Genomic DNA, 19,738 nt, shown 5'->3' with positions numbered 1-19,738 from the left:
GCCTGCGGGGTGCGCAGGCTTTCTGATATCGGGGATCGCCTTCGGCGATGGAAATTGTCTTTCTGCCTGATTAGGCGGATGATGCTGATTACGCTGATTTGATTGTTTTTGATTTTAAAAGATTCTTTTATCAGGGTTTGTTTTCCGGATTGTTTTCGTGATTATGTTCAGGATTATTTTCTGCTGCGGGAGGAGTATGGTTATCTGTGTTTTCGTCAGCGGTATGTGGTTCGGTATCTGGTTCATTTGTACCGGTGTTGAAAACAACATTTTCCTTCTCTGCTTTTTTGCGGCTGAACAGGCGTCTGAAAAATCCGATGAGCGCTACAAACCCAATGGCAATGAATTTCCAGCCGGCGGCAAGGTATTTTACCAGGATAGCAAAGAACCCAACTTTCGCCAGCAATTTACCAGCTACAAGACCACCAATAGACCATGCTGCCACGTTATCCACCTTCGGATCGAAATCGAAATAGGTATTCCCCTGTGTGAAAGTAGCCATGTGTAATACTTTACCGATATCTGCTTTTACCAGCGGGAGTTCACTCATTGTGCAAACCGCATTCAGCGATAATACACCGTGGCGCCCCAGGATTCGGATCTCGTAATTCAGCGTATGACCGCCTTCCTGGTCATCGAAACGGATTTCCTTTGCCCAGTGCAGTACCTTATTCTTTTTGTCGTAGAAAGGTTGCTGCGCCCATCCAATCAGGTGAATACCAGAGTATCCCTGTTTGGCACGTTCCTCATTGGTTTCCTTCTCGCCTTCCTGCATGTTTTTCATCATTTCATTGTAGTCAATCTTTTCGGCGTCATCATCCTTTACATAGCCAATGTCTTCGAATTCAATAATAAAGGCATAACTGCTATCCGCAAAAGGATCAGAATTTGCCGGGAAAATCATTCCCAGCGTATTGTTGGCGTTTTCCGGCGGATTGCCCCAAAGCGTAGTGAGCACATACTGGCTTTTTTCCTTGTTCAGGAATTTGAAACCCGCAGGCACATTAATCTCCACCTTTCCACCCGGCAATACAATAGTGCCTGTTTCATATTTAAAAGACTTATTGACAGAATCAACATAATTATCAAGCTCTTTTTGATAAAGCTCCGTTGAATCTTCAATGGGGACGGCTTTAGGGACAGCCGGGGTTGCATACAAACCCAGGGCTGCAAAGAGCAACCCTGACAGGTACAGGTACTTGAACATAAGTTATTAATATTTACGGGGACCAATTTGCGATAAATATTCCATATCCGGAAGAAAGGAAGGAATATTATTATTTTTCTGCTTTATAAAACAATTACTTAATTTAGTTCACCTGAATATGTGAAACGCCAACAGCGTAACCTGGAAAACCTTAAACCAAAATCTGTCGATTCTTACTGTCTTTGTTAATCATAAATCTGAACAATGAAAATGAAAAACCTTCATTCCCTGCTAGCAGGTATGCTATTGCTGCCTACCCTTTTTATGGCCTGCAAACGATCTCCCGGTGGGGAATTGCAGCCCATGAAAGATAAAACCAAATCCGGCCTGGAAAACTTCGTACCCAGCGCGTATGCCTTAAACGTTGTTTACTTTGTGCCTTCCGATGGCGATACCATCACAAACTACCGGGCACGGCTAAACGGTATTTTACAGCAGGGGCAGCGCTTCTACGGGAAGTGGATGAACTATTACGGTTATGGCGACCGTTCCTTTGGCCTGGCGCTGGATTCCGCAGGTAAAGTAAAGATCACCGTGGTAAAAGGCGCGCTGCCAAAAACCGGTTATCCTTATGAAGGGGGCGGCAACACTGCTATCGGTGAACTGAACACCTGGTTTGCTGCGCATCCGGCAGATAAGCACAGTGAACACACGCTCGTTATTATGCCCGCCAGCACCTACGCTTCCGATGGTGATCCCGGTGGCGTACCCTTTTACGGTTTGGGCCGCTGGTGCTTTGCATTGGATTATGCTGAAATGGATACCAGCTACCTCGGTCAGAATACCACGCTGGGCAACCGCGCTACCAAATGGATAGGTGGCCTCATGCACGAACTGGGCCATGGACTTAACCTGCCGCATAACAAAGAGAAAGTATCGGAAGCCGCTGATCCGGCTAAAGGCACGGCGCTCATGGGCAGCGGTAATTATACCTATGGTAAAAACCCCACTTTCCTTACTGCCGCCAGCGCTGCTATCCTCAACAACTCGCAGGTATTCCGCACCAGCACCGCCACAGGTATTTACGGCGGAGGAAATACCACTATCGATATCATCAAAGCCAGTTATACCGGCGGCAACATTGTACTGAAAGTGAAATTCTCTTCCACACAAACCGTGAATAACGTAAACGTATATAATGATCCGGAAGGCGGAAATGATTATGATGCCGTGCCATGGGTGGCTGCACCTTCCGGCGATAGTTTCCAGCTGAGTATGCCCATCAGTGAACTTCATACGAAGACAGGCAACTACGCCCTGCGTATCCGCTTCCTGTATACCAACGGCTCCTCTACTGAAATCTCTTACCCGTATTCTTTTGTAAATAATGAACCTGTACTGGATATCAGCACCAAAGATGAACTGAATAAATCTTCCTGGAGCATCACGTATGTAAGCAGCCAGGAAGACGACGGCCCCGCCACTAACCTGCTCGACAACAACCAGGCTACCGTATGGCATACCCAATGGAAAACAGTACAGCCGGCGCATCCGCATACAGTGATTGTAAATATGAATGCCATCAAATCCATACAAGGACTGGCATTCCTTCAACGGGCCAATCTCAATGGTTCTCTGAAAGATATTTCGGTGTTTACCAGTACCGATAATGTAACGTATACATCGAGGGGAAACTATACGCTGACGAATGTAAACAGTAAGCAGTATATCTCTTTCGGGGCAGCTGTCTCTGCAAAATATATCAAAATCGTGACCGCTTCCAATTACTCAGGCTCACACTATGCAGTGCTGTCAGAGTTGGGTGCGTGGTAATCACATCTCCCGAAAAATTTAAACAGGGTACGGTATACTTCCGTACCCTGTTTGTTTTATTTCAGTTGGCGTTCCACATATACCCGGATGGCCTGTTGCATAAAACTGCCAAAAGCCGGGTTGGCTAAGCCATTCACCTGCATATACCGTTCATCGGTGGCAAACAGATCGCCCAGCCCGTTGTAGGCTTCTGCCTGGTTATCGGTTTTACCCCAGAATTGCAGGATATACCTGTAATGCAGGGCTATTTCCTGTTGCACCTGCTGGCTGGCCGGGTCCAGGTGAGAGAGCGATGCCAGCTTTTCCCAGTTGGCCTTAAAGCCATCCTGTAGCTGTTCATAGCTGTCTTTGTCCATTTCCAGTAATTGCTTTTCTGCGTGCGCTACCTGACCGGGCCACTTTTCCTGCGCTTCCCGCCGCCAGGCTGCTGCCTGTTCTTTGGGCAGTCCTGCATATAGATCTTCTACGTTCATGTTTACATTGTTTTTTAGATGAGAGATGGTTTTCTCTACTGTAGCCACCAGGGTTTCGATGCGGTCTTTCTTCGACAAAAGCATTTGCCGGTGCCCTTCCAACGCATGGATCAGGTCAAAGCCGGGATCATCCAGTATGCTGGCGATATCCTTCAGCTCTACATCCAGTTCACGATAAAACAGGATCTGCTGCAACCGGAGCAATTCCGCTTCACCATATACCCGGTACCCCGCGGAGGTACGCACAGAGGGCGTCAGCAAACCAATCTGGTCGTAATAGTGGAGCGTGCGCACACTCACACCTGCCAATTTTGCCAGTTTATTTACCGCATACTGCTTTATCATCCTGGTAACTATTAGATTGAAACCAAAGTTAGGGTATGACGTAGCGTTAGAGTCAAATCTTTTTCCGGATTTTTTTTTGCAAGACAAAAAAAACAGCCGGCACATTGGCCGGCTGTTTTATCTTCTCTTTATATCTTACCTCTTTTTGCTAGAACCCGTACCGGAGCCCCAGCTGGATCTGCCATGGGTTACCACCCGGCACCACCACGCCTGAGTTCACGTTTACGTTATACTTATAAGTAGAGGTAACAGGATCGAAACCACCTAAAGAATAAATATTCTGTTTGCCCAGTAATTTACTGGTACCCCATTCCTTGTTAAACACATTGGCGAGGTTAAAGATATCGCAGGATGGTTCAAGATATTGCTTCTTGCCAAACCGGATCTTTGTAGCAATCCTCAGATCCCATACGCCATAGAAACCGTTTACACCACCATTTCTTTCTGCTACTTTCCCGCTGCTTTTGCGGATATAATCTTTTACGCTTTCATCCGCCAGGGGATTATCTAAAATCGCCTGGAGATCCGTGCGCATCTTTTCCGGCACGCTGGGATTATTCACATCAAATACATAGGCCAGGTCGTTTGAGTTTACAAAGTCGCCATTCACGTTACCGCCTACTGCCAGCGAATAACGTGTGCCGCCTATACCGGAATAGCGCACGCCTACATTAATGCCCCAGAAAGTAGGCAGGGTGCCGTATACCACTACCTTATGACGGAACTGGTTATCGGAATAACTCATGGTGCTGAGATTACGCGGATCGTCTTTTACCATCAGCGACAAGGTAGCAGTGTTGGCCACGTCGCCGTTGTAAGAGGTATTGTCTTTCGCATCGTTCCACGTATAGCTAACGGACACCTCTCCGTCTCTGAAATAACGGAAGGTACCATCCACCACAAATGCAAACTGGTTTACTTTACCATCGCTGTTCAGTTCCAGCACGCGTCCCACATTGGTGGTTTTACGGCCTTTGGTCCAGTCGGTAGCGCCATTGGTTACATTGATAGTAGATGCGGGTACATATACACCGCGGTTATCTTCATTCGACAAACGGAAGAAAGGTTGATCAGCCATGTTCCTGTCTACATACATATAATTGTGACGCGCAATAGTGGTGAAGAACGTCACGCCCATTTTAAAGCGGTCGGAGAACAGGTGATTGTAGGAGATGTTCGCTTTGTACACTACCGGGATCCTGGCATCCTTACCGTTCATATTAATGGTACCCTGGCGCGGCAGCCCGAGCTTGTTGAACATTTCCTTGCCTGGTGCGGTTGACGGATCTTTACGGTATGCCGGGAAATCGGGAACGGGTACACCGGCGCCCTGGATATCCACGGTGAGTACTTTGGTACCATCAAACAGCATGTTGTTGATCATGGCATAGTTGTTTATGTCTGATCCAAAGATGGCTGCACCAAAGCGCAGGTAATCCGTATGCTTTTCTTTGATATCCCAGTTGAACTGGATACGTGGCTGCAGCTGGAAAGTTTTCAGCGAGTTGTCGGTGCTCAGTCCAAGCTCATCATACACCGTTTGGTTAAAGTTTGGCTTGTTCAGGTAAGTGGTATAATCGGCACGGATACCGGCGATCATTTCAAAACCCGGGAACAGGTAGGTTTGCATCTGCGCGTACAATGCGCCGCTGAGAATATTCTGGTTCACACTGGGATCATCTGCCAGCGCCACTTCGCGGGCATAACGGTAAGGTTTCAGGTTATTGAAATTATCCATACCGGTGAAATAATAACGCCCGTTCATTTCACTGCCATACAGTGAGTTCATGTGACTGTACATTATATCTGCGCCGAAAGTATAGTTGGCTTTATTGGTATTATAATAAAGATTGTCTACCAGCTGGAATACGTTATTATAGAAGTGCTCCGGTGAATAGCGTTGTCCGCCGAGCTGGATAGAGGTAAATACCGGTTTGTTGTCAATAGTGGACTGTACCCTTTCCACGATGGCGCGCGGAATATTCTGCGCCGGCAGTTGATCGCCGGGTGAACTCTCTTCAAAAGTATACAGGTGCTGCAATTTCAGCTCGTTTGTAATCCGGGGATTCACCACCGTACGGAGCGTGGCCAGCAAGCTGTTGTTAACGGCATGTGCATCCGCATATACTTCATAGAGGTTGATGGCAGTGTTATCGTCACGGCCTAATGGTGCGCGGTCGTTTACATAGTTATCGCGGATAGTGAGGAGGTTCCGCTCGTTGAGCTGCCAGTCGATACGTGCAAAAGCCGCATCTGTACCGCGTTTCTTATTAAATGACCCGAACTGCGGCGTGGAGGCCACTCCATATTTACTGCGGGCAATATCGAGATAGGTATCCAGCGTGGACTGTGTAACGTTGAACCGTTTTTCATCCGCCGGCGTTTTGATATCCGCCAGCTGCAGGGGGCGTGAGTCGGCCTGGTGATCCCATGCCAGGAAGAAGTGCAGTTTATTTTTAATGATAGGACCTCCCAGAGAGAAGCCATATTGATAGGTGGAGAAGTCGTTCTGGCGCCGGTTACCGCGGGCATCGTATTTACTGGACAACGCATCGGCCCTTACGAAGGTGAAGGCGCTACCTGAAAAGGTGTTGGTACCTGATTTGGTTACGGTGCTGATGGTACCGCCGCCGCTGCGGCCAAAAGTAACATCATACTGGTTGGTGACCACTTTAAATTCCCGGATGGCTTCCATTGAAATAGCATATGGGCCGCCGATACGGGTGTTGGTGCCACTGCTGGAAGTTGGATTCTTCGCAGAGGTTCCATCAATGGTGATGTTGGTAGAAGAGCCGAGCTGTCCTGCCAGGTTGCTTCCGCTGCTCAGCGGCGAAAGATCTATGAGGCTGCTGAAGTTACGGCCATTCACCGGCAGGCGGGCAATATCCCTTGCCGATACAGTGGTGGCTGCACCAAAGTTCTCCGTTTTGTTGCGGAGCGCGGCGCCGGACACAGTGATCTCCTTGATATCCACCGCAGATGTTTGCATCTGGAAGTTGGCGCGGATTACATCGCCCTGGTTGAGTGAGTAGCCGGTACGTCTTTGTTCCGCATATCCCATCGCTGTTACCTGAATGGTGTATGGTCCGCCGAGTGGCAACTCTTTAATAAGGTATTCCCCTTTGGCGTTTGAAATAGTGCGGCTGCTAAATCCGGTTGATTCGTTGCGCACCAATACGGATGCCCCGGGAATGAGTTGTTTGGCATTATCAGAGACAATCCCTGAAATCGAGGCCTGCGTTGTTTGTGCAAGCAATGGCTGCCTGATGATGCAGCATAATAACAGTACTGACAGAAGTGTGAAGATAGGTTTCATGAGCGCGAAAATATTACAGGATAATTTGAATATTAAGTGTTCACTGCATTCGTAACATAAAGTTCATATCCGGGAGGATATGTCTGCATCACACTACGAGCGATATGGTTGAATGCTGCTCTCTGCTGATATTAAGATACGCAAATAGTTGGGTATTCACAACGCGTATTTTGTCTTACTCAGGATTACGCTGATTATATTGATTTATGGGATTTGACCACTTTTGATTAAAAGATTTGGGGAGATGTGAGCGAGAACGCGGAGGTTGTCTTACTCAGGATTAAACTTATTTCACTGATTACGCTGATTTGATCGCTTTTGGATTTTAAAGGATTTGGGGAGATGTAAGCGGAGGTTGATTTTATTTTTTGAGTTTTTTAACCGTTTGTCTTTTTGCCTGATTATGTTTATCTTCATAATGTGTATAAAGCCTTGATATCCAGACCATTTCTTTGATGCAACGCGTCTAAACAATATTGTAAAACCCACTATAGCGAATTGATACACAATACATTACCGATCAAGTCCACGTCATCTCCACATCAACAGCAGGTTATAAGCACGTATAAAGCAAATGTAAAGCAGGCGTAAAGCATCTGTAAGGTATGTGTAAAGCATGGGCTATCTCATCTTCGCGCCATCTTTTTAAATATACCAGAAAAAAGTATAATCCCCTTAAAATCAAAAGTGATCAAATCAGCGTAATCAGTGAAATAAGTTTAATCCTGAGTAAGACAACCTCCGCGTTCTCGCTCACATCTCCCCAAATCTATTAAAATCAAAAGTGATCAAATCAGCGTAATCAGTATAATCAGCGTAATCCTGAGTAAGACAACCTCCGCGTGAACCGGTCCATCAACTCCATTGAGAGTATAGCCTGCTCCGCGGAACAGGGATTGGCGCCTTTGCCCAGGAAAAAGGCGGTTACCTTTTCTATCATGGGTTGCTGCACATGCTGCAGCGGATCAAAAATGAATTCTTCCGTATGTCCGTCTTTGCGCAGGGTTATTTTACTGCCAAATACGGGGAAGCTGATGGTGCCGGATGATCCGGTAATCTCGCAGCGGTCCTGCTGATCAGCGGGCGATACCGTGAAGCACCACATGCCGTTGAACACCACGCCGTTTTCAAACAGGATATGCCCCGTAACAAGGTCGTCTGCCTGGTTTACACCGGCCTGGTTTACGGCAATACCGGCGGCGTGTTTTGGTTGGCCGAAGAAATAGATCATCAGGTCCAGCTGATGCGGGGCCAGGTCGTGAAACAGGCCGCCGCCGGAAATGGCAGGATCTACCCGCCAGTTAACCGCTGAATCTGCAATGAGGGCAGAGGCCGGCGGTTGCAGCATTTGCAGGGATACAAAACGGATATCCCCGATGGCGTTATCCGACAACAGGTCTTTTACTTTCAGAAATACGGGCTGCTCGCGCCGGGTAGTGTGCCACGCTTAACTTTACATGGTATTTGTCTGCTGCAGCTTTCATCCTGATGGCCGACGCTGCGTTCAGCGTCATTGGCTTTTCCACGTATACCGGCTTGCCCTTCGATAAAGCCAGCAGGGTGTATTCTTCATGCTGCAAAGGTGGTGTGGCAATATATACGGCGTTGATCTCCGGGTCGTTGATCAGTTGCTCCGCGTTATCGTACCATTTGGGTACGCCATGCCGCAGGGCATAGTCCTGCGCCTTTGCGGCGTCCCTGCGCATGACCGCCACCAGGGAGGAATGCGGCACTTTATTAAAAGCCGGGCCACTTTTGACTTCTGTCACATCTCCACAACCTATAATTCCCCATTTTATTTCTTCCATAATGGTGCTTATAATTATGCAAATAACATAAATTCATTTTTTAAAACAGGGATATTTATTTCAATGGCCAAGCTAAAGAAGGAATTTTATCAGCAGCATGAGGTAACTACTATTGCGAAACAATTGCTGGGCAAAATACTGGTGACACGTATCAATGGCGTTCGCACTGCAGGTATGATTGTGGAAACAGAAGCCTATGCCGGCGCTGGCGACAGGGCATCCCACGCATGGAATAACCGCCGTACCAAACGCACGGAAGTAATCTACAAGCCGGGAGGATTCGCCTATGTATACTTATGCTATGGCATTCACTATCTCTTTAATGTGGTGACCAACATCGAAGATACACCCCATGCAGTATTGATCAGGGCGCTACAACCTGTAGATGGTATAGAAGTCATGAAGCAACGGTACAACAACAAGCCCTCTGCCAAACTCACAGCAGGACCTGGTAGTCTTTGCAAAGCGATGGGTATTGATGCCAGCCTGAATGGCGAGAGCCTCACGGGAACGAAAGTATGGATAGAACCCGGCGAAGACATCCCGGAGGAAGCGATGACCGTGTCAACCCGTGTGGGCGTGCAATATGCCGGGGAAGATGCTTATCTCCCCTACCGTTTCAGCATTAAAAATAATGATTGGGTAAGCAAAGGGAAAGGGCTCTAAAGATTATTGCCCCATCTTCTTATTAATTTTTCCTTCCAGCGATGAAATGATATTTACACAATCTCCCAGGCGCGAATAAGCCGTGCTGCCATCCAGCGCCAGGTCCTTTTTAGTAACCTCCAAACCGCCGAGGAATGCTTCCAGGTATGATAAATACTTTGGCTGATCGCCGTATAACGCGTTGTAAATTTCTTCGTTGAGCTTATCTCCTTCCGCCTGGAGTGCAGGATTCACCAGGTCAGTTACTCCGCGCAGCTTTTCCATTACTGCACTCATCCTCACTTTAAGCGCTTCCAGGTTATAATCGTCCTTTTTCCCGGGAGCAATATTGTTCCTGAACAAGCTATCTGACAATGTTTTCCGGGCTTTCCGGTAATTATCCAGTTCCTGTTTCAGGGATTCCAACTGTTGATTGAGCTGTTCTCCTTTTTCACGTTTGAAATATTTATCGACATCACTATCCAGGTGTTTCACCCAGGTGAGCATATGAAAAGTGATATCTGCAACACCCGGTTTTTCTGATTGTGCCAATGCGCTGAAGGAAAAGAACAGCATACAGCAAAGTGCTGATCTGGTAAGTACTTTACGTAATTTCATTATGATGATTTAATGGCCTGTGCCAATTAAAATAAGCAATTTTTTGTTATTTATAATGAGATAGCGCATCCGCCGTGTAAGTTTCTGATTTTATGTTATATTCGGCCATGTGTTGCGAGTAATATATAATATACCTGGTGAATGTTCAAGAAGATCTGTTTTCGTGCCGCATTGTTTACTGTTCTTACCGGTTGCCTGTCGTCCCCTGCCCCCGTGCATAAGGGCAAGGTTTATATCAGCAAAGAGGGCGGGCAATACCTGTTGTACCGCGAGGGACAACCCTTTGCCATAAAGGGCGCAGCTGGTTTTGAAAATCTCCGGGAACTACATACAGCAGGTGGCAATACCATCCGTACCTGGGATACTTTACACCTGGATAAAATACTGGACGACGCATATGCCAATCATATAGCGGTGATAGCGGGCTTCCCCATGCCTGTCAGCGGATTCTTACCCTACTATAATGATACCGCTAAAGTAGCGGCACAATACACGGCCTTCAAAAGTGTGGTAAACCGGTATAAATCGCATCCCGCATTGCTGATGTGGTGCCTGGGCAATGAAATCGACTTTCCCTACAAACCGGAATACAGCAGCTTTTACAATGCCTATAATCACCTGCTGGAAATGATCCATACGGATGATCCCGATCACCCGGTGACCACTGCGCTGATAAACTTCAACAGGCGGTGTCTTTATAATATCCGGTTAAAGGTGCAGGGCCTCGACCTGATCTCCATGAATATTTTTGGCGAGCTGCGCGACCTGCAACGTAACCTGGAAAAATTTTCGTGGTACTGGGATGGTCCTTTCCTGGTTACAGAATGGGGAATTAACGGCCCGTGGGAGTCGCAGTTCACCAGTTGGGGAGCGCCCATTGAGGTTACCAGTACCAAAAAGGCGCAACAATACCTGGAGCGCTACCAGCAATATATGCCGGTGAAAGACCCGCGGTTCCTGGGCGCCTGCGTTTTTTACTGGGGCAACAAACAGGAGGTAACAGATACCTGGTTCAGCTTATTTTCAAAAGAAGGCAGCGCATCGGAAACGGTGTCCGTTATGGAGTACCTGTGGACAGGCAAATGGCCGGCCAACAGGGCGCCCTCGTTAAAATATATGCTGCTGAATGGCAAAGGAGCCGGTGACAACATCTTATTAAATCCTGACAGCCTGCAAACCGCGGAGGTACTGTTGCAGGATACTGCTACCGGCCCGTTACATATCACCTGGGAAATACTGGCGGAAGACTGGTACACCAACAACAAAGATGCGTCCAATGGGCAGCCCCCTGTTGCTTACAACAACCTGCTGCTGCCTGCCCAGGGGAATAAAATCGCATTCCGTTCTCCTGTAAAAGAAGGACCTTACAGGATCTTTGCAACTGTTTCCGATAATAAGGGACATTTTGCTACTGCTAATACACCATTTTACGTAGTCAGTCAATAATGAGTAGTCCATCACCTATTTTACCACCCTCCCGGCGCGAACGCTTTACGCTACGGCTGATGATCCTGCTGGGTGTATGCAGCATGGGTTATCTGCTGTTTTGCCTTTTAAACAGGGCGCAGATAGGGTATGCTCCTTTTTACTGGATCCTGATGGCGGGTCTTTTTTTTAACTGCCTCACGGTACTCCATGAATGGTATCACTATTTTTCCATTTCAGTACCGGAAACACCGGAAATGGAACACCCATTCACGGTAGACATCTTTACTACTTTTTGCGCGGGTGAACCCTACGCCATGATCGTGGAAACGTTAACGGCTATCCAGGCCATTACCTACCCGCATACCACCTACCTCTGCGACGAAGCCAATGACCCTTACCTGGTAGAAGTATGTAAACAACTGGGCGTAAAACATGTAACCAGATTTACCCATGAAAATGCCAAGGCCGGCAACATCAACAATGCGTTGCGGCAGGCCAGCGGGGAATTGTGCGTGGTCATGGACCCGGATCACGTTCCTTCGCCGGATTTCCTCGACGTGATCGTATCACATTTCAATAACCCGGAAGTAGGGTTTGTGCAGATTGTTCAGGCGTACAGCAACCTGGGCGACAGCCTGGTGGCGAAAGGGGCAGCCCAGCAAACGTTTCAGTTCTATGGCCCTATTATGGCTACCATGAATAGTTATGGTACCGTACTGGCCATAGGCGCCAACTGCACCTTCCGGAGAAGCGCGCTGGATGCTATCGGAGGACATGCCAGCGGTCTTGCGGAAGACATGCACACCGCTATGCAGCTGCATGCCAAAGGTTGGAAATCGGTGTACGTGCCGGCGGTACTCACCAGGGGGCTGGTGCCTGCCACCATGTCGGCCTATTACGCGCAACAGCTGAAATGGGCGCGTGGCACCCTGGAATTACTGGTTACTTCCTACCCGAAATTGTTCAGGTCTTTTACCTGGCGGCAACGCCTGCATTACGGCACTATTCCCTTCCATTATTTGTCCGGCATTATTTTCTTCATCAATTTTCTCATCCCCGTTCTCTCCCTGTTTACCGGGTTGATACCGTTGCGGGTCGACTTTATCAACTTTGCATGGCTGGGATTACCGGCCGTTACAGCGATTATCCTTATCCGTCATTTTGTGCAGCGATGGGTGATGGAAGAAACCGAAAGAGGCTTTCATGTGGTAGGCGGACTGCTGCTGATCGGTACCTGGTGGATTTATATCCTTGGACTTGTATATACCGTGATCCGGAAGAAGGTGCCGTATATTCCCACCCCTAAAGACGACACCGGGCAGGATAACTGGCAACTGAATATCCCTAATATGCTGGTGTTGCTTACTTCGCTGGCAGCGATTGTTTATGGACTGTCGTACGACTGGAATCCTTATTCCCTTGTGATGGCCGGCATAGCAGGCGTGAACTGCCTGATCATGAGCTTTAATATTATTGCCAGTCTCCGGCTCCGGCGCTTATCCGTAAAATATCACTGGCTGAGGATCGTGCTCGTATACCCGTTACTGTTAAAAAAACAGTTATGGCTTTTCCGGCATCTTCATTTATATGCCGGTTTCCGTAAACTGGGGCTGCCTTTATTGCTCGTGGTGGTGTTATTAACCGGTTACATGATGACAAACAACCCCGAACCGGCTGCTGCAACGCATCCACCCACACATAAACAAACCACATTTTATACCGGAATATTCAGTCCGGCTGATACAAACGGCCTCACGGCGATTCAACAGGTAAAGGATTACCAGCAACAGTTTAACACCCGCTTTAACATCATATCGTTATACCTGCCCTGGGGAGATGCGCCGCAATGTAACCTGCCTGACTCACTGATAGCAGCCATTTATAACAACGGTTCGTTGCCCATGATCACCTGGGAACCCTGGACATCCCTGTTTAAAAACGCTGCAGCCGGTAAAGAACAAAAGATCTTTGCCCGTATCAGCGCGGGGGACTTTGATCAATACCTGGTGCGTTTTGCAGCGCAGATGAAATCGTTGAACCGCCCGGTATTCCTCCGCTTTGCCCATGAGGCGGATAACCCCGCCTATCCATGGTCACCAACCGGTAACAATACGCCGGAAGAATTCAAGGCCGCCTGGAAATATGTACATGACCTTTTCCGGCGCAACGGCGCGGGAAATGTTATCTGGGTGTGGAACCCGTGGCGTGCCGCCGCGGCGGAGCAATACTTCCCGGGCACGCCGTATGTCGACTGGATCGGGGTAACCTGCCTTAACTACGGACCACAAAATGAGAACGGGCAATCCTATGCTTTCCGGGAGTTGTACGCGCCGTTTCATCAGCTGCCGGTATTCCGTTCGGGCCTGCCCGTGATGGTGGCAGAAATGGGCTCACTGTCCGCTGCTGGTAACCAGCAACTATGGCTGAACGATGCCTTTAACGCCATCGACCATGCGTTCAGTGAAATACATGCCTTCGTGTTATTTAACAGCGACCAGGATAAAAACATACTGCGTCCTGTTGCCGGAGATATGCTCCGCTGGAAATTACAGGAACCGGGGAAAGTATTTGCCGCCGCAAAAAAGTATACCCGTATCCGTGCGTCTGAAAAAACCATTGCTTACGCAAGCATGATCACCGCCCCTGCAGCCGGCCGGATACCAGCAGCCATATCGCTGCCGGATACCATCAGGGGAATCAATTACCAGACAGGAGAAAACTGGTTCAGAAATTTACATGCCCTTACCCGGCGGGAAATCATCAAAGATTTCACCGGTATGAAAGCTGTTGGCGTAAATACCATCCGCCGCTTTGGCCCCGGTGTGTACGACAAGAACATCCTGCATGTGGCAAAAGAAATGGATCTGCACATCCATTACGGCTTCTGGATACCTGCCATAACAGATATGGATAAAGACGCTACCATGCTTGCTGCTCTCCGGAAAACTATTCTTAAACGTGTAGAAGAACTGAAACACAACCGGAGCATCGTAGCCTGGAACATCGGTGATACGGTATGGCAGCAACTGTCAAAAGATTATTTTAAACCGGAGCTGCTCTATCAGCAACAAAGCTTTCTCAACTGGTTAGGCAGCCTGGTGACTGCCATAAAAGCGATAGATACTACCCGGCCGCTGACCGTGGATGTAGCCATTAACAGCAACATCGCCGGCACACTGGAAATACTGCACCAGCAATTAACGCAGGTGGACGCTTTTGGCATTGTAACAGGCAACGACACCACGGGTTTATCGCAGCTGACCACCGTAAACGTTCCGCATTATTTCAGCCAGATACCTGTAACGGCTTACACCCATTTACCCGGTCGCCGGCAACCGGCTTTTATTACCAGCTGGCAGGACCTGGAAACACGGGACTATGTAACATTTGATGGCCTCACCGACCACCAGGGAAGATATAAATCCTCCTTTTACCAACTGGGGCGTTACTGGCAGCACTCCTTCCATGAACCTGCGATTCCCCGTATCCATATACTCCGGCCGGCCAGAACGAATTATCCCGGCAGCCGGCTTACGTATCACGCGCTTCTTTACAGCAACAATGAATGGATAACGGCTACTAACCACACCCCTTTAAAGTTTGAATGGTACCTGGTAAAAACGGATGGTTATGGCAACAACATTTTTCTAAAGAAACTGGGCAACGGCGCCTACGTTACTATCTCCATACCTGAAAATCCGGAACACTACAGGCTATACCTGGAAGCAACAAAAGATGATTATGCAGCTACGGTACAATCCCAGCTGAATATCCCGCTATAACTTTCACCCTACCTGCTGGTTTGCGATGTTCATCCGGTTTTTTAACCAGGTGAAAACACCCTGCTTGTAAAGTTTATCATAAATTATATAGTACTATGTATTGGATAGTACCATGTAATGATCTATCTTTATGCCTGATAAGCCGTCATTCTATTACATTCATAATTTCTATAATGAAAAAACTACTCATAAGTGCCGTTTTGGTACTAACATGCATGCTGTCATTCCGCAGCATTTCCATAGCGCAGCACAACGACCAGCAACTATCTGCGGTGATCCTGCACAACGATAGTCTTTTCTGGCAGGCGTATAATAACTGCGATATCTCAAAGATGATGGAATATTTCTCGGAAGATATAGAGTTCTATCACGACAAAGGCGGCATCACCCTGGGAATACCAGCTATGGCCCAATCATTTGAAAAAGGAGTTTGCAGCAACAAGGAACAATTCACTTTGAGAAGAGAGGTGGTCGACAGCAGCATCAAAGTATTCCCACTCAAAAAAGACGGCGTGATATACGGCGCTATACTTACAGGCGCGCACCTCTTTTATATACATAATAAAGGAAAGAAAGAATATGCAGATGGATTGGCAAAGTTCACCCATCTCTGGCTGCTGAAAAACGGTAGCTGGAAAATGACCCGGGTACTGAGCTACGACCACGGCCCGGCGCCTTATGTCAATAAAAGAAAGGCCCTCACATTACCGGCTGATGTACTGGGTAGTTACGCTGGTAAATATAAGGGACCTCAAACCACTTCCATGGAGATAAAGCCGGAAAATGGTTTGCTCATCATGCTGATAGGCGGTAAAAAGTTTTTGCTTTACGCGGAGAAAGAAAATCTTTTCTTTTCGAAAGAACGGGACCTCACCTTTGAGTTTATAAAAAAAGGAAATGAAGTGATAAAGCTGATTGTGCGTGAACGTGACGACGTAACGGAAGAGTTACAGCGGAATAGCCAGGGGGCGGACGGGCGCCCCGCTGGCGCCTCTTAACTTCAACGGCAGCCCGATAAAAACGAATGTGTTTATTTTTGCGGCAGATAATTCTTCGAGATACAACAACTCTATAAACATTACTCCTTTTTGGGCCAGCAGGTAGGTATGTCCCGGCAGCCAGTTATGATGGTTGCCGGAGGGCATCACCTCTACGCTCAGGTTATCGGCGCCCAGCGTCATTACGCCTTTTTCTTCTATCAGCCATTTTATGGCTTCCATACTCATACCCGGCGTGTTGCTCATAAACCGTTCGGTATCGCTGTAGAAATATTTCATGAGCCCTGTTCTGATCAGCACAATATCGCCTTTGTGAATGTCGAGGTGCTGCGCCTGTACCAGTTGCTGCAGTTCGGCCAATGTGATCACATAATTTCCGGGAAGTGCCTCTACTCCTTTCCAGGCGGGAACGTCGATGAGCACCGCCCTTCCGATAATGGGCGGAATATTCTCTGCCCCGCCCTTATCCCAGCCGCGGTCGCCAAGATGTTCATCTGCGGTGTATCCGTTCCAGATCTTACCATTCAAACCAAAGTGGGAAAGCGCATCGATGTGCGTGCCGGTATGCGTGTACATGGAGATGGCATCACCGGTATAGCTTACCTTTTTGTTCATATCATCGCCCAGTTTGGTAACGTTGCCTACAACCGTACCGCGGGGTGTATGCGTAAGCCAGTATTGATAGGGAGGATCGCCCAGTGCAGTGAATCCCGGCATCCCCGTAAAATATTCCACACCAAGATCATAAACCTTTCCCGTTCTGATGTTGGAGAACAGGGAAAGGTTATTACTGTCGCTCATCATATTCAGCGTGCCTATTTCATCTGATTTTCCCCAGGGGCTCACCCCTGCCTGTTCCGTTGCATGCGTGCTTTGTCCTGTTGCGGTGATAGTTCCTGCCAATGGCATCGCCAGCAGTAACAGCTTATACCAGCTGTACCCGTTTCGTGTATTCATCTTCGTTAATTTTTATGTTACGCACACAAAATTAAAGGGGAAGATGGCCATGCCGCAGGTACAATGCGGGGATTGTGCTGTAATTTCCGGGGTTGGCTTTACCGGTAATATCCATGATGATAATAATGATGATGATGACGCGGATAATATCCGGGCCTGTCGCGCACAACCAGGCAACTGCTTAATCCGGATAGAAGAACAACGGTAACGATAAGATATTTTAACGTTCTCATGATGGCAAAATTTGAATGTGTGATGAATAGATGGAAGTTTAGCGACTGCAGGCGGTTTAAGCTTCTTGTTCATCTATCATAAATGATAAAACTATGCCAGAGTGAAATGAGAACTGTTATCTATTGTTAACGCCTTGCTGATACCGGGTTACACGAGGCTGTACAGCGCTTCCCTGTTGAATCCCTGCAATTCACCCAACCGGTTTTCTTTCACCTTTTGCACCCAGTAAGGATCTGTAAGAATAGACCTGCCTACTGCCACCAGGTCAAATTCGTTATCGTCCATCCTGCGCACCAGGTTTTCAAGAGATGCCGGCGCGGAGTCCTCACCTTTGTGCAGTGAAATAATATCTTTATCCAAACCTACGGAACCCACTGTGATAGTGGCTTTCCCGGTCAGTTTTTTTGCCCAGCCGGCGAAGTTTAATCCTGATCCTGCAAACTCAGGTTCCCAGAAGCGGCGTGTGGAACAGTGGAAGATATCGATGCCTGCATCTGCCAGCGGCGTTAACCAGGCTTCCATTTCCGCCGGCGTGGTGGCAAGTTTACTATGCAGGTCGGTGAGTTTCCATTGCGACAATCGCATCATGATGGCAAAATCTTCTCCTACCTGCCGCCGTATTTCTTTGGTGATGGCAACGGCAAACCGGCTGCGTTCTGCCAGTGTTTTACCCCCGAAAAAATCCGTCCGCGTATTGGTGTTATCGCGGAAAAACTGGTCGATTAAATAACCATGGGCGCCCTGTACTTCCACGCTGTTAAATCCCATGCGTTTTGCATCGGCAGCGGCGCGGCCAAACGCAAGGATCGTATCTGCAATAGCGGCGTCGGTCATGGCTACACCGTTGCCTATCCCCGAAGGACCTTCAAACGGCGCCGGCGGTAGCCATCCGGAAACATGGTTCTCCTGGATGCCGCAGTGCCAGAGCTGTGGCGCCATCTGGCCGCCGGCAGCCAGCACACTGTTGATCACCTGCTGCCAGCCGGCCAGCGACTCCTCACCATAAAATTTAGGGACACTTGCTTCATTCGCGGATGAAGGCCGGTCGATCACCGTTCCTTCAGAAATGATCAGGCCCACTTCTCCTTTGGCACGTCGTGTATAATAATTTGCTACGTCGCCGGCAGGAACCCCGCCCGGAGAACAGGACCGGGTCATAGGGGACATTACAAAGCGGTTCTTTGTATGCAATGATTTCAGGGCAAATGGCCTGAATAAGCTGCTGGTATTCATATTGCGTTGTTTATAGCCTATGACGACCGACATCGCCAAAGGGGGACAACGCATGTTAATATTCGCCGAACAATTTATTGATCTCTCCATAAGGCTTTGCCTCCGCTGCATAGCTGAAGGTGCCCTGGTGAAGTATTTCCTCTGCCGCCCGGAAAATGGCGCCATATGCCGCTCTTATGAGCGAGGAGCCAATGCTTACACGTTTTACGCCCAGGTCTTCCAGCTGCCGCAATGAAAAGTTACCACCGGAAAGTCCCATCACCACGTTTATTGGACGGGGTGCTACCGCTTTAACTACAGCGGCTATTTCCTCCGGCGTTTTCAGTCCCGGTGCAAACAGCACATCGGCGCCGGCGTCTGCGAAAGCTTCCAGCCGCCTGATGGTATCTTTCAGATCGGGGCGGCCATAAATGAGATTCTCCGCCCGCGCCGTAAGCATAAAAGGATGCGGTAAGCTCCGCGCTGCCGCTACAGCGGCTTTCACGCGCGCAACAGCAACATAAAAAGGATATATCGGATCTTCCGGTTTACCGGTGGCATCTTCTATAGAACCTCCGGCCAGCCCGGCTTTTGCGGCAAGCAATATTGTTTCGGCACATACCGCAGGATCGTCGCCAAATCCATTTTCCAGATCGGCAGCTACCGGCAAAGCAGTGGCGCTGATAATGTCCCGGACGTTTTGCAGCGTTTCTTCGCGGGTAACAGCCGCGTGGCCATCGGGTTTACCCAAGGAAAAGGCGAGGCCGGCGCTCGTAGTAGCCAGTGCTTTAAATCCAAGCGTTTCCAGTATCCTTGCGGAACCTGCGTCCCAGGGGTTGGGAGCGATAAAAATACCGGCGCGCCGGTGGAGTGCCTGAAATGCTTCGGCCCGGGCGCGTAATGAGTTTTCTGCTGATGGTTTCATATCGGATATTTACCCGG

Annotated in this window: 15 protein-coding genes; 6 read left to right on the top strand and 9 right to left on the bottom strand. The window is 48.5% G+C overall.

Annotated features, from left to right (window positions below; genetic code table 11):
- Window positions 1-130: 130 nt before the first annotated feature.
- Window positions 131-1,207, bottom strand: a complete 1,077-nt coding sequence (locus QFZ48_RS23315; RefSeq protein WP_429063869.1) for a DUF2167 domain-containing protein — start codon at window positions 1,205-1,207, stop codon at window positions 131-133.
- 204 nt (window positions 1,208-1,411) lie between these two features.
- Here QFZ48_RS23315 and QFZ48_RS23310 point away from each other — a divergent pair, with 204 nt between their 5' ends.
- The gene (locus tag QFZ48_RS23310; protein ID WP_429063867.1) at window positions 1,412-2,980 is read left to right on the top strand and encodes a discoidin domain-containing protein; all 1,569 of its coding nucleotides are present in this window, start codon (window positions 1,412-1,414) and stop codon (window positions 2,978-2,980) included.
- 56 nt (window positions 2,981-3,036) lie between these two features.
- Here QFZ48_RS23310 and QFZ48_RS23305 read toward each other — a convergent pair whose 3' ends face one another.
- The 4 genes from QFZ48_RS23305 to QFZ48_RS23290 form a co-directional block, all read right to left on the bottom strand.
- Window positions 3,037-3,798 carry a MerR family transcriptional regulator gene (locus QFZ48_RS23305; RefSeq protein ID WP_429049151.1) on the bottom strand — a complete coding sequence of 254 codons (762 nt, stop codon included), beginning with the start codon at window positions 3,796-3,798 and terminating at the stop codon, window positions 3,037-3,039.
- A 148-nt stretch (window positions 3,799-3,946) separates the two neighbouring features.
- Window positions 3,947-7,114 (bottom strand): carboxypeptidase regulatory-like domain-containing protein, encoded by a 3,168-nt coding sequence (locus QFZ48_RS23300; protein WP_429063865.1) that lies wholly within the window; start codon window positions 7,112-7,114, stop codon window positions 3,947-3,949.
- An 811-nt stretch (window positions 7,115-7,925) separates the two neighbouring features.
- Window positions 7,926-8,507, bottom strand: a complete 582-nt coding sequence (locus QFZ48_RS23295; RefSeq protein WP_429063863.1) for a Gfo/Idh/MocA family protein — start codon at window positions 8,505-8,507, stop codon at window positions 7,926-7,928.
- Window positions 8,497-8,922 carry a Gfo/Idh/MocA family protein gene (locus QFZ48_RS23290; protein WP_429063861.1) on the bottom strand — a complete coding sequence of 142 codons (426 nt, stop codon included), beginning with the start codon at window positions 8,920-8,922 and terminating at the stop codon, window positions 8,497-8,499. The genes QFZ48_RS23295 and QFZ48_RS23290 overlap by 11 nt, the downstream gene beginning before the upstream one ends.
- A gap of 63 nt (window positions 8,923-8,985) precedes the next feature.
- On the opposite strand from QFZ48_RS23290, the gene QFZ48_RS23285 reads away from it, so the two are divergent.
- The gene (locus tag QFZ48_RS23285; protein WP_370911996.1) at window positions 8,986-9,588 is read left to right on the top strand and encodes a DNA-3-methyladenine glycosylase; all 603 of its coding nucleotides are present in this window, start codon (window positions 8,986-8,988) and stop codon (window positions 9,586-9,588) included.
- Between the two features lie 3 nt (window positions 9,589-9,591).
- On the opposite strand, the gene QFZ48_RS23280 is transcribed toward QFZ48_RS23285, so the two are convergent.
- Complete coding sequence (locus tag QFZ48_RS23280) at window positions 9,592-10,185, bottom strand: hypothetical protein (protein WP_429063859.1); 594 nt, start codon at window positions 10,183-10,185, stop codon at window positions 9,592-9,594.
- Between the two features lie 141 nt (window positions 10,186-10,326).
- On the opposite strand from QFZ48_RS23280, the gene QFZ48_RS23275 reads away from it, so the two are divergent.
- The 3 genes from QFZ48_RS23275 to QFZ48_RS23265 all read left to right on the top strand — a co-directional run bounded on the left by QFZ48_RS23275 (window position 10,327) and on the right by QFZ48_RS23265 (window position 16,393).
- Complete coding sequence (locus tag QFZ48_RS23275; RefSeq protein WP_429063857.1) at window positions 10,327-11,631, top strand: hypothetical protein; 1,305 nt, start codon at window positions 10,327-10,329, stop codon at window positions 11,629-11,631.
- Window positions 11,631-15,395, top strand: coding sequence for a glycosyltransferase (locus QFZ48_RS23270; RefSeq protein ID WP_429063856.1), 3,765 nt, complete (start codon window positions 11,631-11,633; stop codon window positions 15,393-15,395). Before QFZ48_RS23275 ends, QFZ48_RS23270 begins: the two co-directional genes overlap by 1 nt.
- 173 nt (window positions 15,396-15,568) lie before the next feature.
- Window positions 15,569-16,393, top strand: a complete 825-nt coding sequence (locus tag QFZ48_RS23265) for a nuclear transport factor 2 family protein (RefSeq protein WP_429049170.1) — start codon at window positions 15,569-15,571, stop codon at window positions 16,391-16,393.
- Here QFZ48_RS23265 and QFZ48_RS23260 read toward each other — a convergent pair.
- Entirely contained in the window at window positions 16,343-17,350 is a 1,008-nt protein-coding gene (locus QFZ48_RS23260; protein ID WP_429063854.1) for a cyclase family protein, read from the bottom strand. The two genes, QFZ48_RS23265 and QFZ48_RS23260, sit on opposite strands and share 51 nt — an antisense overlap.
- A gap of 43 nt (window positions 17,351-17,393) precedes the next feature.
- Here QFZ48_RS23260 and QFZ48_RS23255 point away from each other — a divergent pair, with 43 nt between their 5' ends.
- Window positions 17,394-17,558 (top strand): hypothetical protein, encoded by a 165-nt coding sequence (locus QFZ48_RS23255; RefSeq protein WP_429049177.1) that lies wholly within the window; start codon window positions 17,394-17,396, stop codon window positions 17,556-17,558.
- 173 nt (window positions 17,559-17,731) lie between these two features.
- Here QFZ48_RS23255 and QFZ48_RS23250 read toward each other — a convergent pair whose 3' ends face one another.
- Window positions 17,732-18,817 (bottom strand): NADH:flavin oxidoreductase, encoded by a 1,086-nt coding sequence (locus tag QFZ48_RS23250; RefSeq protein ID WP_429063853.1) that lies wholly within the window; start codon window positions 18,815-18,817, stop codon window positions 17,732-17,734.
- Window positions 18,818-18,872: 55 nt separating this feature from the next.
- On the bottom strand, window positions 18,873-19,721 hold the full coding sequence (locus tag QFZ48_RS23245; protein ID WP_429063852.1) for an isocitrate lyase/PEP mutase family protein: 849 nt from the start codon (window positions 19,719-19,721) through the stop codon (window positions 18,873-18,875).
- Window positions 19,722-19,738 lie beyond the last annotated feature (17 nt).

The organism is Chitinophaga sp. W2I13 (assembly GCF_050434005.1).
GTDB lineage: Bacteria > Bacteroidota > Bacteroidia > Chitinophagales > Chitinophagaceae > Chitinophaga.
This window is presented reverse-complemented; position numbering and strand designations above follow the sequence as displayed.